A 12,975-nucleotide genomic window follows, 5' to 3' on the forward strand; every position below is an offset into this window, starting at 1 on the left:
CGCCGCTCGCTCTAGGTCGAGCGCTCCTGGAAACTGGTGATCGCACATGTCGTCGACGGACAAGCTGACGGGCGACCGCAAAGGCAAGTCGTCCTGGTCCCGGCTGAAGAAGCAGTGGAAGACCGGAGCCCTCGACGCCCTCGGGCTCCAGGTCAGGAAGAAGCGTCCGGCCGAATGGCGCACCCGCGACTACTTCCAGCCGCCGCTCGCCCGCGGCATCAAGGGCATCCCCGACGAGCGCTGCTTCGTGCTGCAGAACGTCGTGCGCTCGCTGAAGGACGTTCGCGGCGACGTCGCCGAGTGCGGCCTCCGTTTCGGCAAGAGCACCGCCTTCATGCTCTCGGTTGATCGGCCTGATCGCGCCTACTGCCTGTTCGACAGTTTCGAGGGCCTGTCCGCGCCGTCGCCCGAAGATTTCATGGAGGGCGCGAGCAAGGCGCACTGGGAAAAATCCGATCTCGGCGTGCCGGAAGACATCGTCAAGGCGAACCTCGCCGGCTTCCCGAACGAACTGAAGTTCTACAAGGGCTGGATACCGACCCGCTTCCCGGAGGTGGCCGAGCGCTCCTTCGCGCTGCTCCATGTCGACGTCGACCTCTACGAGCCGACCCGCGACGCCCTCGAATTCTTCTGGCCGAGGCTCGTGCCGGGCGGCGTCGTGGTCTGCGACGACTACGGGTCGCGGAAGTGCCCGGGCGCCAAGCGCGCCTTCGACGAGTATTTCGCCGACGGTCGGGGCCGCCTGATGGAGCTGACCACGGTTCAGGCGCTGGTGTTCAAGCCGGGCTGATCCCGCGGCGCGGCGGCGCGCTCCAGCCGGTCACGGATCGCTTCGCCGAGCCCGTCGATCGGGATCGGCGCGACGGCGATCGTCCTGACGCCGGTCGCGTCCAGCGAACGGAGAGCTGCGAACAGACGCGCGGCCGCCTCTTCCAGATCGCCTGCGAGACTCAAGGTCTCGTAGGCCGCCGCGCCTTCGCGGACGCCCTGCGGATCGAGGCCGAAACCGAGAAACGCCTCCCCTTCGACGACCTCGGTCGCATCGAGCCGCAGCCTCGCCGACGGGGCGTAATGCGAGGCGAGGCGACCGGGCGCGAGAGGGCTTTCGCCGTCGCCCGAAGCGTCCGGCAGCCGACGTCCCAGCACAGCCTCGATGTCGGCGCGGGGCAGGGCGCCCGGTCGGAGCAGACGAGGGCCGCCCTCAAGGCATGACACGATGGTGGACTCCAGCCCGACCCGCGTGGCGCCGGCGTCGATCACGGCGTCGATGCGGCCTTCTAGATCGGCGACGACGTGATCGGCGGTCGTCGGGCTGACGCGGCCCGAGCGGTTCGCGGACGGCGCCACGATCGGGCGGCCGGCGGCGGCGAGCAGCGCCTGGGCGACGGTATGGTCCGGCGCCCGAAGGGCGAGCGTCGGAAGTCCGGCCCGCGCCAGGTCGCAGACCGCGCAGTCCGCGACGGCGGGAACCACCAGCGTCAGAGGGCCGGGCCAGAACGCCGCCGCGAGACGCTCGGCGGCGTCGTCGAACGCCCCGAATCCGCGCGCGGCCGCAAGGGAGGGCACATGCGCGATCAGCGGGTTGAAGGCCGGCCTGCCCTTGGCGGCGTAAAGCGCGGCGACCGCCCGGGCGTCGGTCGCGTCCGCGCCCAGCCCGTAGACCGTCTCGGTCGGAAACGCCACCAGCCTGCCGGCCGCCAGCAGCGCGCCGGCTTCCGCCCCATCCCCCGCTCCGAGCCGCCGCGTGCGACGAACGCCCGATAGTGCAGCTGCACGGCTTGCTTTATCGGGCACGGAGAGGTCCTAAATCGCGGGAGGCGGCGGGGCCTCTGGCTCCGCCCATGCCCGACCGTACGCTCCTTCGTCAAGCCGCGCCTGGAGACGACGCATGGCCTACCGCGCTCCCGTCGCCGAGATGCTGTTCACGCTGGACCACGCCGGGGGGTTCGCCGCCGCGTGCGACGCCGGCCTGTTCCCGGACCTCGACGCCGCCACCCTTTCCGCGATCCTGGAGGAGGCGGGGGCGTTCGCGACGGAGGTGATCGCGCCGCTGAACAAGGTCGGAGACGTCGAAGGCGCGACCCTCCTCGACGGGTCCGTGACGACGGCGACGGGCTGGGCCGACGCCTATCGGCGCTGGGCGTCGGCCGGCTGGAACGCGATTCTGGCCGAGGAGGAACACGGCGGACAGGCCCTTCCGACCGCGCTGTGGGCCGCGACGACCGACCTCTGGGCGCAGGGCTCGATCGCCTTCGGGCTCTGCCCGCTGCTCAGCCATGGCGCGATCGAATGTCTCGCCCGCCACGCCTCGGAGGACATCAAGGCGCGCTACCTGAAGCGGCTCGTCTCCGGGGAGTGGACCGCGACGATGAACCTGACCGAGCCGCAGGCCGGGTCCGACCTCGCGCTGCTGCGCGCCAGGGCCGAGCGCGCCGGCGACGGAACCTACCGCATCTTCGGCCAGAAGATCTTCATCACCTTTGGCGAGCACGACTTCGCCGACAACATCCTCCACCTGGTGCTCGCCCGGCTGCCCGACGCGCCGGAAGGCACGCGCGGCATCTCGCTGTTCCTGGTTCCCAAGGCGCATGTCGAGGACGACGGGTCGCTCGGCGCCCGCAACGACGTCGTCTGCGTCGGGATCGAAGAGAAGCTCGGCATCCACGGCAGCCCGACCTGCACCATGGTCTATGGCGAGAACGGCGGAGCGATCGGCTGGCTCGTGGGGGAGGAGCATCGCGGCCTCGCCTGCATGTTCACGATGATGAACAACGCGCGGCTCGCGGTCGGCCTGCAGGGCGTGGCCGTCGCGGAGCGCGCGACGCAGGGCGCGCTCGCCTACGCCCATGACCGCAGGCAGGGGAAGGCGGCGGGATCGGCCGGAGCCAGTCCGATCGTCGCCCATCCCGACGTCCGCCGCATGCTGCTCACGATGCGCGCGCTGACCGCAGCCGCGCGCGGGATCTGCTATCGCGCGGCCGTCGAGACCGACCGCGCCAGGCTGCTTCCCGACGAGGGCGAGCGGAAGGCCGCGCACGAACGGGCGAGCCTGCTCATCCCGATCGCCAAGGCCTTCGGCACGGACGTCGGCTGCGAGGTCGCTTCGCTCGGCGTCCAGGTCCATGGCGGCATGGGCTTCGTCGAGGAGACTGGGGCGGCCCAGCACCTCCGGGACGCGCGCATCGCGCCGATCTACGAGGGGACCAACGGCATCCAGGCGATCGATCTCGTCACCCGCAAGCTGCCCCAGTCGGGCGGCGCGACCGTCCGCGCCGAGATCGCCTATCTCCGCGACGTCGTCGCGCGCGTCGCCGCCGCCAACGCGGAGGGGCTCGGCGCGACGGGCCGTCGCCTCGGCGAGGCGGTGGACGCTCTCGACCGGGCGACCGCATGGGTCATGGCGCCGGATCGCGCCCCGGCCGACGCGCTGGCGGGGGCGACGCCCTATCTGCGGCTGTTCGGTCTCGCGGCGGGCGGAGTCTGCCTCGCCGAGGAGGCGCTCGCCGCGGTGCGGACCGACGACGCCACGGGGCCCACGCGCGTTGCGCTCGCCCGTTTCTTCGCCGAAAATCTTGCGACGGCCGCCGATGGATTGGCGCTGACGGTCACCGAGGGCGCGGGCGCTCTCGGCGGCGACGCGGTGGAGGCGGCGCTCGCCGTCTGACCGCTTCGTCGAGGTCTGGCATGCCGCGGCTCGACTTGGGGCGTCGACCGCGCCACGTTTGCGTGAGGCGGCCGCCGGAAGAGCGGCCGGCCCTCTCAGGGAGACGCCGTTTCACGTGCCCACGCTCTACGTCACCCATCCGTCCTTCGCGGACCATCTGGTCCCTCCCGGCCATCCCGAACGGCCCGAGCGCATGCGCGCGGTCGATCAGGCTCTCGAGGCCGAGGCGTTCCAGTCGCTGATCCGGGCCGAGGCGCCGCTCGCGGAGGCGCAGGTCGCGACGCTCGCCCATCCGGCCGCCTATGTGGAGGCGCTGGAGAGGCGCCGCCCGCGCGAGGGCATGGTCCGCATCGACGGCGACACCGTCATGAGCCCCGGCACCTGGGAAGCGCTGCTCCGCGCGCTTGGCGGGGCGACCTTCGCGGTCGACGAGGTGATGACGGGGCGCGCCCGCGGCGCGTTCTGCGGGCATCGCCCGCCCGGCCATCACGCCGAGGCCGCGCTCGCGATGGGCTTCTGCTTCTTCAACACGGCGGTCGTCGCTGCGAAGCATGCGCAGAGGGCGCATGGCGCCGAGCGGGTCGCGATCGTCGACTTCGACGTCCACCACGGCAACGGCACGCAGTCGCTGGTCTGGAGCGATTCGAGCGTCTTCTATGCCTCGACGCACCAGATGCCGCTCTTCCCCGGCACCGGCGCGCGCTCCGAGACCGGCGTCGGCAACATCGTCAACGCGCCGATGCGTTCCGGCGACGGCGGCAAGAAGTTCTACGAAGCGTTCGACGAGGCCATCCTGCCCTCGCTCAGGACCTTCGCTCCCGACCTGCTGATCATCTCCGCGGGGTTCGACGCCCACACGCGCGACCCGCTCGGCGGGCTGGAGCTCACCGCCGAGGACTATGGCTGGATGACCCGCGCCTTGATGGATGCGGCGGGCCCGACGACCAACGGTCGCGTGGTCTCGCTGCTCGAAGGGGGCTACGACCTGCGTGGGCTCGCCCAATCGGCCGCCGTCCACGTCCGCGCCCTGATGGGCGCTTGAGCCGCGCCGACCTGACATTCGCCTAGGAGCTACGCATCCGTGACCGACGCCGCGCCGGACGTGTCCACGCTGACCTTCGAAGCCGCGCTCGCCGAGCTCGAGAGGATCGTCGCGCGGCTTGAGCAGGGCCAGGCGCCGCTCGAGGAGTCGATCGAGATCTATCAGCGCGGCGAGGCGCTGAAGGCGCGCTGCGACGAACTGCTCAAGCGCGCCGAAGCGCGCGTCGAGACCATCGCCGTCGGCGCCGATGGAGCGCCGTCCGGCGTGAAGCCGCTCGATCCGGAATGACGGCGTGCTGATCGCCTTCGCCGCGCGCAACGGCGGCCTCGAGCGCGTCGATTGGAGGGCTGGCGCCGCGCTGCCCGACGACGTCGTCTGGATCGACCTCCTAGGACCCAGCGCCGCCGAGGACCGCTTCGTCGAGGAGACGGTCGGCGCGAGCGTGCCGACGCGCGAGGAGATGGTCGAGATCGAGCCGTCGAGCCGGCTCTACGTGGAGAACGGCGCGCGCTACATGACGGCGTCGCTGTTGTGCAAAGCCGACACGGCGCTGCCGCATCTCACGGCCGTCACCTTCATCGTGACCCCGCGGGCGCTGGTCACCGTCCGGTATGACGATCCGAAATCGTTCGAGATCTTCGCCGCGCGCGCCTGCAAAGGGCCGATCCCCGGCGCCCAGACCGCCGAAGGCGTCTTCGTGGGGCTTGTCGACGCCGTCGTCGACCGGCTCGCCGACGTGCTCGAGCATCTCGGCGCCGACGCGGACGACCTGTCGCGCACCATCTTCCAGAGGGTCGGCGCGCAGGCCTACCGCAAGCCGTACCAGGCGCTCCTCAAGTCGATCGGGCGCAACGGCGACATCCTTTCTAAAACACGCGAGAGCCTGGTCACCGTCCAACGCGTGCTGGTCTATTTTTCAGCCGAGGTGGAGGGCCTCAAGCCGAAGAAGGACATCATGGTCCAGCTGAAGCCGATGCAGCGGGACGTCGCATCGCTGCTGGAGCATGCCGGTTTCCTCAACGACAAGATCACCTTTCTGCTGGACGCCATGTTGGGCATGGTCGGGCTCGCCCAGAACGACATCGTCAAGCTGTTCTCGGTGATGGCGGTCGTCTTCCTTCCACCGACGCTTGTGGCCTCGATCTACGGCATGAACTTCGAGTCCATGCCGGAGCTGAAATGGGCGCACGGCTATCCGTTCGCGCTCGCCCTCATGCTGATCAGCGCCGTGGTTCCGTATCTGATCTTCAAGTGGCGGCGCTGGTTGTAGGGCCCGCTAACAGAATTTTATCGCGTGCGGCCTACGGTAGGCGACAGATCGCTCTCCGGGCCCGATTATGCAGATCGTCACGCATGCCCTGGCCTATGGCCACAGCGCGACCAGCCTCGCGCTGATCGGGGGCTGCGGCGTGTTGGGAGCCGCGCTGATAGCGCCGCTCCTGCGGCGGACCGAGAGAGCGAAGCTGTCCGCTTCAAGGTCGCTGGACTTCACGGTCGCCGTGGGCGTGAGCGGCGTCGTCGTCTGGCTGACGCACGTGATCGCGATCGCGCCGGCAGGGGAGGCGTGGGGCGCGAATTTCGATCTCGCCATGACCGGCTTCGCTCTTGTCGTCTCCTTGGTGATGTCGGCGGTGGGTCTGTCGATCGCGTCCCCCGCGTTCGCGGGAGGGGCTCCCGCCGCCGCCGCCCTGGGCGGCGCGATCGTCGGGCTTTCGATCGCAGTGGTCCATTTTGTCGGCGTCGCGGCGGTTCGGGCGCCGGGCTATGTCGACGTCCATCACACGACCCTGCTGCTGGCGGGCGTTCTCGCGGCGGCCGTGTCCGGGATTGGCTTCGCCCTGAGCGCGCGTGACTCGTGGGTTGGACGTCTGTGCGGGGCGGCGCTGATCGGAGCCACGGCCCTCGCCTACCATGTGCTCGTCCTCGCCTCCTTGCACTTTACGCCGGATGCGCAGGTCGCCATGCCAGCCAGCGCCGTCAGCGCGCGTCTCCTGCTGCTCTGCGCGTCGCTTTCGGCGCTGGCCGTGCTCGCCCTCGCCTTCGGCGCCGCGTTGGCGGACCTGCGCGCCGCGAACGGCGAGGTCGATCGCGACCGAACCTTCGCCGATCTCACGCGAGAGGGCATCGTGATCTGCGCCGACATGCGGATCGTCGACGTCAACGTCGCGGCCGCGCGGCTCGCCGGGCTCGATCCGTCGATGATGCGAGGCCGCGCCTTTCGCGACTTCGTCGACGCCCCGGATCCGGACCGCCTGTTGTCGGCGACCCTCGCCAAGCCCCAGGAAATCGCGCTCCGGACGCTCGGGGGCGAATCCGCCTGGGTCGAGATCTCGAGCCGCGACGTCGCGATGCAGGGGCGGGCGCAGCGTGTGTTCACCCTGCGCGATCTCTCCGAGCAGCGCCGCAAAGAGCACCAGATCCGCCATCTCGCCTATCATGACCCGCTGACGGGTCTCGCCAACCGCGCCGCCTTCAACGAGGCGCTGGCCACGGCTCTGAAGCGCGGGGGCGAGGTCGCGCTGTTCTGCGTCGACCTCGACAAGTTCAAGGAGGTCAACGACGTATTCGGCCACGCCGCCGGCGACGAGCTGTTGCGCACGGCCGCGCGGCGCATCATGGCGGCCGCGTCGGACGCCATGACGTTCCGTCTCGGCGGCGACGAGTTCGTCGTGATCGGCACGGGACCCGACGCGGGCGACGCCGACAAGCTGGCGCTGCGCATCACCGAGCGGCTGAACACGGAGACGGTCATCGCCGGCCGGACAATGCGCTGCGGGGCCTCGGTGGGCTTTGCGGTCTATCCCTACCACGGCGCGAATGTCGACGCGCTGTTCGCCAACGCCGACGCCGCGCTGTACCGCGCGAAGGCGGATGGCCGGGGCCTCGCGCGCGGATTCGAGCCGGAGATGGACCTGGCGTTGCGCGAGCGCCGAGCCCTGCAGCAGGATCTGGCGACCGCCGTCAGCCGAAACGAGATCTTTCTGCATTGGATGCCCCAGGCCAACACCGAAACCGGCGAGATCGTCGGCTTCGAGGCGCTCGTCCGTTGGAAGCATCCGACGCGCGGCGTGGTGCCGCCGGTTCAGTTCATCCCCGTGGCCGAAGAGACCGCCGCGATCGTGCCGATCGGGGAATGGGTGCTGCGCACCGCCTGCCGCGAGGCGATGGGCTGGGTGAAGCCGGGCAAGGTGGCCGTCAACCTCTCCCCGGTGCAGTTCCAGCATGGCGACATCGTCGACCTCGTGCACTCCATCCTGCTCGACACGGGGCTTCCCGCGCGGAGGCTTGAGCTGGAGATCACAGAAGGCGTCCTGCTCGACGATCTCAACGGCGCGCTTCTGACCCTGCGGCGCCTGAAGGCTCTTGGCGTGCAGATCGCGATGGACGACTTCGGGACAGGGTACTCTTCGTTGTCCTACCTGCAGTCCTTTCCGTTCGATCGCATCAAGATCGACGCCTCCTTCATCAGGACGCTGTCCACCAGTCCGCAGGCCAAGGCCATCGTGCGCGCGGTGGTCGCCCTCGGCGCCAGCCTTGACATGCCCATCACGGCGGAGGGCGTCGAGACGCCGGAGCAGCGGGCCTTCCTCGCGGAGCTGCGCTGCGAAGAGATCCAGGGCTATCTGGTCGGACGTCCAAGCCCGGTCGTGTCCTTCGACAGCGTCTTCGCCAAGCAGCGGATGCGCGCCGCCGGCTGACGCGTTCACACGTGCTGGCCGCCATTGATGTGGATTTCGGCGCCCGTCACGTAGGACGAGCTCTCGGTGCAGAGAAAATAGATCGTCTTCGCGACCTCGTCCGGCGTGCCGAGCCGTCGGAGCGGTATCTGTCCGACGAGCTTTTCGGTGCCGGGCGACAGGATCGCGGTGTCGATCTCGCCAGGCGCGATCGCGTTCACGCGCACCCCCAACGGACCGAAATCGGCGGCCATCTCGCGGGTCAGGGAGTTGAGCGCGGCCTTCGACGTCGCGTAGGCCGCGCCAGCGAAAGGGTGGACTCGGCCGCCCGCGATCGACGTTACGTTGACGATCGACCCGCGCGCGGCCTTGAGCTCCTCCGCGAGCCCGCGCGCGAGCATGACCGGCGCGAAGAAATTGACCTGAAAGACCGTCTTCCAGTCCTCGAGCGCGGTGTCGAGCGCGCCCATCCGCTCGCGGTTCGGGCCCTTCGGGGAAATGCCGGCATTGTTGACGAGCGCATGCAGCTCGCCGCCCTCCAGGCGCTCGCGGATCTCGCCGATGGCGGCGAGGGTGTTGTCGGGATCGGCGAGATCGACCTGAACGTGGTCCTCGGGCCCCGCGCCCCACGGGCACTCCTCGGGGAAGGCGTGGCGCGAGCAGGTGATGACGCGCCAGCCTGCGGCGGAAAAGCGCTTGACCGTCGCATGCCCGATGCCGCGGCTGGCGCCGGTCAGCAGCAGCGTCTTGCGCGGTTCGTTGGAGCCGGGGCGCGTCGGGCGCGAGGCCGGAGACGGCTGCTTCGGCGCCGGCGCTCCCGGTCCCTGCGCGGTCGCCGCGGGCGCCGCCGACGCGCCCGGCGCGGCGTCGCCTGGACGCGCGCCGGTGAAGGGGCAGGCCGCGGGCTCGTTCGCAGCGTTCGGATCGTCGGGCGCGCTCATGGGCAGGTCCTGGGAAGAGGGCTCGGCGTCAAGGGTAGAGTCGGGTTCGGGTCCACCCGCCGCCGCCGTCGCGACGGAACTCGGCGCGGTCGTGGAGCCGGAACGGTTGGTCGAGCCAGAACTCGATCGAAATGGGGACGATGCGGTAGCCCGTCCACCACTCCGGCCGCGGCGGGTCGCCGCCCTCGAACTGCGCTTCTCGGCGCGCGACCGCCTGCTCCAGTTCGGCGCGCGACGCCAGCGGTTGCGATTGCCTCGAGGCCCAGGCGCCGATGCGGCTGAGCCTCGGGCGCGTGGCGTAATAGGCGTCGGCCTCGGCGTCGGTCACGCGTTCGACCGGGCCGCGGAACCGCACCTGCCGGCGCAGCGACTTCCAGTGGAACACGGCCGCCGCCTTCGGACGCCCATCGAGCTGTCGCCCCTTGGCGCTTCCGACATTCGTGTAGAAGGCCAGACTCCGCCGATCGTAGCCGTTCATCAGCACCACGCGGACGTCCGGGAGGCCGTCCGCGTCGACGGTCGCAAGCGCCATCGCGTTGGGATCGTTGATCTCGGACGCCCGGGCCTCCTCGAACCATGAGTCGAAAACATCGAACGGGTCGTCGGTCGCGTGGAAGTCACCGGACATTAACGGCTCCTGGCGTTAACTCGTCGCGCGATCAAGGAGTTTTCGAGTAGCGATGCGTAGCCTCGATCCGCGCATGACGAAGCCCGCCTGTCCTACACGAGCGCCGCGCGCCCCGCGAGCGCGGTTGCGTGGCGCCGCGGCCTGCCTGCTCTCGCTCGGCCTCGGAGCCTGCAGCGTGTCCTATCCGCTGTTCGGTCCTGAGGGCGACGACCTCAAGACGGGCAGCATCGAGAGGCGCGACGCGGCCATCACGCCGGTCGCGCGCGACGCCGTGACCAAGGCGCCGCTCGCTCCGCCGCCTGGAGCCGCCGCGGCTCCCGCTCCGGCTTCGGGGCTCGCTCCGGCGGCCTACGCTCCGCCTCGCGCCTCGGTCGACGAACCCGCGTTGACGCCGTCCGACTGGCCCTACGCCCGCGGCGCGCTCAGCCTCGCCATGGGCGCCGAGGCGAACAACGCGTCTGTGCCCTGGGCGAATCCGGACTCCGGCGCCTACGGCGCCTTCAGCGCGCTGGCCGGACCGGTGATCGAGAACGGCGCGACCTGCCGTCCGTTCGCCGCGAGCCATTCCGGCGGCGGACGCGAGCAGCGCCTGGAAGGCACCGCCTGCCGCACGGCGGCCGGCTATTGGGAGGCGGTCGCCATCCGCACGACAGCAAGTCGCACGCTCTGAGCCTCCAGAAACTGTTGCATTCGCGTCACATCCGCCCACATTGGTAGGAGCCGGCGTCCCGCGCGACAGTCACGGGCTCGCCCCCACACATGGACGGACATCCCGACCCGATGCGCGACCCTTACGACGTGCTCGGCGTGGCGCGCTCTGCGGCTGCGGCCGAGATCAAGAAAGCCTACCGCAAGCTCGCCAAGACCTGGCACCCCGATCAGAAGCCGGACGACCCGACGGCGAAGGAGCGCTTCGCCGAGATCGGCGCGGCCTACGAGCTGCTGTCCGACGAGACCAAGCGCGGCCAGTTCGACCGCGGCGAGATCGACGCCGAAGGCAAGCCGCGCTTCCAGGGTTTCGCTGGGCCCGGCGCGGGCGCGGCCGGCGGGCGAGGTCAGCGATTCGACTACGAGTTCACGCCCGGCGGCCCGTTCGGCGGGACGCGGACCCGGGGAGCGGGCGCCGATTCCGACATGTTCGAAGAGATTCTGAGCGCCTTCGGCGGCCGGCGCCCGCGCGCGAGCGCCGGCTTCGGAGGCGGCGAGCCGCCGCGCGGCGAAGACCTGCAGGCCGAGGTGACGGTGCCGTTCCGCGACTGGGCGCGCGGGGCCAAGCAGCGCATGCGGCTGCCGAACGGCAAGGAGCTCGAGGTCGCGATCCCGGCCGGCATCGAGCCCGGCAAGGCCATCCGCCTGAAGGGCCAGGGCATGCCGAGCGGGTTCGGCGGGCCGGCCGGCGACGCGCTCATCACCGTCATGGTGGGGGCCGACCCCCAATTCACGGCGGAGGGCAAGGACATACGCGTCGAGGTTCCCATCACCCTCTACGAAGCCGTGCTCGGCGCCAAGGTGCGGGTGCCGACCCTCGACGGAGCGGTGGAGATGAAGGTGCCGCCCGGGTCCGACGGCGGCCGGACGCTGCGCCTGCGCGGCAAGGGGGTCGCGGCCAAGGACGGCTTCGGCGATCTTCTGGTCGCTCTCAGGATCGCGTTGCCGAAAGGCGGCGACCCCCGGCTCACCGAATACGCCGAGGCGATGAAGGCGAACGCGCCTTACGAGCCGCGGCGCTGACGACGCAGTCCCATCAGCGGGACGAACGGGTCCGATCAGCGATGCGCGTTTGATTCGATGGGCGGAACGCGCTGTGCTGCGACCGCCCGTCGATCAAGGCTTTTCGGACGATGCCCGACGTCACGACGCTGCTCGCCTTCGCGGCCATCGCGCTCGGCATGGTGCTGACGCCGGGGCCGAACATGATCTATCTGGTCTCGCGTTCGATCTGCCAGGGGCCGAGGGCGGGACTGATCTCGCTCGGCGGCGTCGCGCTCGGCTTCGTGGTCTGGATGCTGTGCGCGGCCCTCGGCCTGACCGCCCTCATCGTCGCGATCCCATACGCCTATGACGCGTTGCGGCTGGGCGGGGCGCTCTATCTCGGATGGCTCGCCTGGCAGGCCCTGAGGCCGGGCGGACGTTCGCCGTTCCAGGTCGCCGCGCTGCCGGTCGAGCGGCCCGCGAAGCTGTTCGCAATGGGGCTCGTCACCAATCTGCTCAACCCGAAGATCGCGATGGTCTATCTCGCGCTGCTTCCGCAATTCGTGGATCCCGGCCGCGGAGGCGTGCTGCCGCAGACGCTGAGCCTGGGAGCGACGCAGATCGCCGTGTCGGTCGCGGTGAACGCGATGATCGCGGTGGGGGCCGGAAGCATCGCGGGCTTTCTGGGGACGCGACCGCTGTGGCTGCGCGCGCAACGCTGGCTGATGGGCGGCGTGCTCGGCGCGCTCGCCCTCAAGATGGCTCTCGATTCGCGCCGTTGAGGCCTCAGAGGCCCAACGCCGTGAGCCCCGGGAAGTCGTCCGGCCGCGGGCCCTTGGGCCAGAGAAACTTGCGGTCGCTCGCCTTGATCGGCACGTCGTTGATGCTCGCTTCACGGCGACGCATCAGGCCGCGCTCGTCGAACTCCCATTGCTCGTTGCCGTAAGAGCGGAACCAGCGATCCTCATGGTCGCGCCACTCATACTGGAAGCGCACGGCGATGCGGTTGTCGTGGAACGCCCACAGCTCCTTGATCAGCCGGTAGTCGAGCTCCTTCTCCCATTTGCGGGTGAGGAAGGCGACGATCGCGGGCCGCCCCGTGAAGAACTCGGACCGGTTCCGCCACGTGCTGTCCTCGGTGTAGGCGAGCGAGACCCGCTCCGGCTCATGGGTGTTCCAGGCGTCCTCCGCCTTGCGGGCCTTGAGGGTCGCCGTCTCGAACGTGAAGGGCGGCAAAGGCGGGCGCGGTTCGGACATCGGCGTCTCCGGATCGGCGGGCGAGCAGCGGCAGGCAAGGCGCGACCGGATCACGCCGGCGGGCCGATCGTCAA

Annotated in this window: 13 protein-coding genes; 9 read left to right on the top strand and 4 right to left on the bottom strand. The window is 70.3% G+C overall.

Going from position 1 to position 12,975, the window contains the following annotated elements:
* The first annotated feature begins 46 nt into the window (after positions 1 to 46).
* Positions 47 to 790 (top strand): TylF/MycF/NovP-related O-methyltransferase, encoded by a 744-nt coding sequence (locus ACO2RJ_RS01100; protein WP_423266167.1) that lies wholly within the window; start codon positions 47 to 49, stop codon positions 788 to 790.
* On the opposite strand, the gene ACO2RJ_RS01105 is transcribed toward ACO2RJ_RS01100, so the two are convergent.
* On the bottom strand, positions 763 to 1,794 hold the full coding sequence (locus ACO2RJ_RS01105; RefSeq protein WP_423266168.1) for an L-threonylcarbamoyladenylate synthase: 1,032 nt from the start codon (positions 1,792 to 1,794) through the stop codon (positions 763 to 765). The genes ACO2RJ_RS01100 and ACO2RJ_RS01105 overlap by 28 nt on opposite strands.
* A gap of 94 nt (positions 1,795 to 1,888) precedes the next feature.
* On the opposite strand from ACO2RJ_RS01105, the gene ACO2RJ_RS01110 reads away from it, so the two are divergent.
* The 5 genes from ACO2RJ_RS01110 (at position 1,889) to ACO2RJ_RS01130 (ending at position 8,404) form a co-directional block, all read left to right on the top strand.
* Positions 1,889 to 3,664 (top strand): acyl-CoA dehydrogenase, encoded by a 1,776-nt coding sequence (locus ACO2RJ_RS01110; protein ID WP_423266169.1) that lies wholly within the window; start codon positions 1,889 to 1,891, stop codon positions 3,662 to 3,664.
* A gap of 115 nt (positions 3,665 to 3,779) precedes the next feature.
* Positions 3,780 to 4,706, top strand: a complete 927-nt coding sequence (locus tag ACO2RJ_RS01115) for a histone deacetylase family protein (RefSeq protein WP_423266170.1) — start codon at positions 3,780 to 3,782, stop codon at positions 4,704 to 4,706.
* Positions 4,707 to 4,745: 39 nt separating this feature from the next.
* The gene (locus tag ACO2RJ_RS01120) at positions 4,746 to 4,994 is read left to right on the top strand and encodes an exodeoxyribonuclease VII small subunit (RefSeq protein ID WP_423266171.1); all 249 of its coding nucleotides are present in this window, start codon (positions 4,746 to 4,748) and stop codon (positions 4,992 to 4,994) included.
* Between the two features lie 4 nt (positions 4,995 to 4,998).
* Complete coding sequence (locus ACO2RJ_RS01125) at positions 4,999 to 5,976, top strand: magnesium transporter CorA family protein (protein ID WP_423266172.1); 978 nt, start codon at positions 4,999 to 5,001, stop codon at positions 5,974 to 5,976.
* Between the two features lie 67 nt (positions 5,977 to 6,043).
* The gene (locus ACO2RJ_RS01130; protein ID WP_423266173.1) at positions 6,044 to 8,404 is read left to right on the top strand and encodes a putative bifunctional diguanylate cyclase/phosphodiesterase; all 2,361 of its coding nucleotides are present in this window, start codon (positions 6,044 to 6,046) and stop codon (positions 8,402 to 8,404) included.
* 5 nt (positions 8,405 to 8,409) lie between these two features.
* Here ACO2RJ_RS01130 and ACO2RJ_RS01135 read toward each other — a convergent pair whose 3' ends face one another.
* Positions 8,410 to 9,324, bottom strand: a complete 915-nt coding sequence (locus ACO2RJ_RS01135; RefSeq protein WP_423266174.1) for an SDR family NAD(P)-dependent oxidoreductase — start codon at positions 9,322 to 9,324, stop codon at positions 8,410 to 8,412.
* 28 nt (positions 9,325 to 9,352) lie between these two features.
* The gene (pdxH, locus tag ACO2RJ_RS01140) at positions 9,353 to 9,952 is read right to left on the bottom strand and encodes a pyridoxamine 5'-phosphate oxidase (protein ID WP_423266175.1); all 600 of its coding nucleotides are present in this window, start codon (positions 9,950 to 9,952) and stop codon (positions 9,353 to 9,355) included.
* A 175-nt stretch (positions 9,953 to 10,127) separates the two neighbouring features.
* Here pdxH and ACO2RJ_RS01145 point away from each other — a divergent pair, with 175 nt between their 5' ends.
* From ACO2RJ_RS01145 to ACO2RJ_RS01155, 3 genes are all read left to right on the top strand, one after another.
* Positions 10,128 to 10,622 (top strand): RT0821/Lpp0805 family surface protein, encoded by a 495-nt coding sequence (locus ACO2RJ_RS01145; protein WP_423266176.1) that lies wholly within the window; start codon positions 10,128 to 10,130, stop codon positions 10,620 to 10,622.
* A gap of 110 nt (positions 10,623 to 10,732) precedes the next feature.
* The gene (locus ACO2RJ_RS01150; RefSeq protein WP_423268882.1) at positions 10,733 to 11,683 is read left to right on the top strand and encodes a DnaJ C-terminal domain-containing protein; all 951 of its coding nucleotides are present in this window, start codon (positions 10,733 to 10,735) and stop codon (positions 11,681 to 11,683) included.
* Positions 11,684 to 11,793: 110 nt separating this feature from the next.
* Positions 11,794 to 12,426: a LysE family translocator gene (locus tag ACO2RJ_RS01155; protein ID WP_423266177.1), complete on the top strand. Its 633-nt coding sequence runs from the start codon at positions 11,794 to 11,796 to the stop codon at positions 12,424 to 12,426.
* Positions 12,427 to 12,430: 4 nt separating this feature from the next.
* Here ACO2RJ_RS01155 and ACO2RJ_RS01160 read toward each other — a convergent pair whose 3' ends face one another.
* The gene (locus ACO2RJ_RS01160; RefSeq protein ID WP_423266178.1) at positions 12,431 to 12,901 is read right to left on the bottom strand and encodes a DUF1348 family protein; all 471 of its coding nucleotides are present in this window, start codon (positions 12,899 to 12,901) and stop codon (positions 12,431 to 12,433) included.
* Between the last annotated feature and the right edge of the window lie 74 nt (positions 12,902 to 12,975).

This window comes from Hansschlegelia sp. KR7-227, from assembly GCF_049446035.1.
Lineage (GTDB): Bacteria > Pseudomonadota > Alphaproteobacteria > Rhizobiales > Methylopilaceae > Methylopila.

What these genes read in the sequence shown, in the direction of transcription:
- ACO2RJ_RS01100 (WP_423266167.1), top strand. Translation starts at nt 47, where the DNA reads ATGTCGTCGACGGACAAGCTGACGGGCGACCGCAAAGGCAAGTCGTCC.
- ACO2RJ_RS01110 (WP_423266169.1), top strand. Translation starts at nt 1,889, where the DNA reads ATGGCCTACCGCGCTCCCGTCGCCGAGATGCTGTTCACGCTGGACCAC.
- ACO2RJ_RS01130 (WP_423266173.1), top strand. Translation starts at nt 6,044, where the DNA reads ATGCAGATCGTCACGCATGCCCTGGCCTATGGCCACAGCGCGACCAGC.
- ACO2RJ_RS01135 (WP_423266174.1), bottom strand. Translation starts at nt 9,324, where the DNA reads ATGAGCGCGCCCGACGATCCGAACGCTGCGAACGAGCCCGCGGCCTGC.
- pdxH (WP_423266175.1), bottom strand. Translation starts at nt 9,952, where the DNA reads ATGTCCGGTGACTTCCACGCGACCGACGACCCGTTCGATGTTTTCGAC.
- ACO2RJ_RS01150 (WP_423268882.1), top strand. Translation starts at nt 10,733, where the DNA reads ATGCGCGACCCTTACGACGTGCTCGGCGTGGCGCGCTCTGCGGCTGCG.
- ACO2RJ_RS01155 (WP_423266177.1), top strand. Translation starts at nt 11,794, where the DNA reads ATGCCCGACGTCACGACGCTGCTCGCCTTCGCGGCCATCGCGCTCGGC.
- ACO2RJ_RS01160 (WP_423266178.1), bottom strand. Translation starts at nt 12,901, where the DNA reads ATGTCCGAACCGCGCCCGCCTTTGCCGCCCTTCACGTTCGAGACGGCG.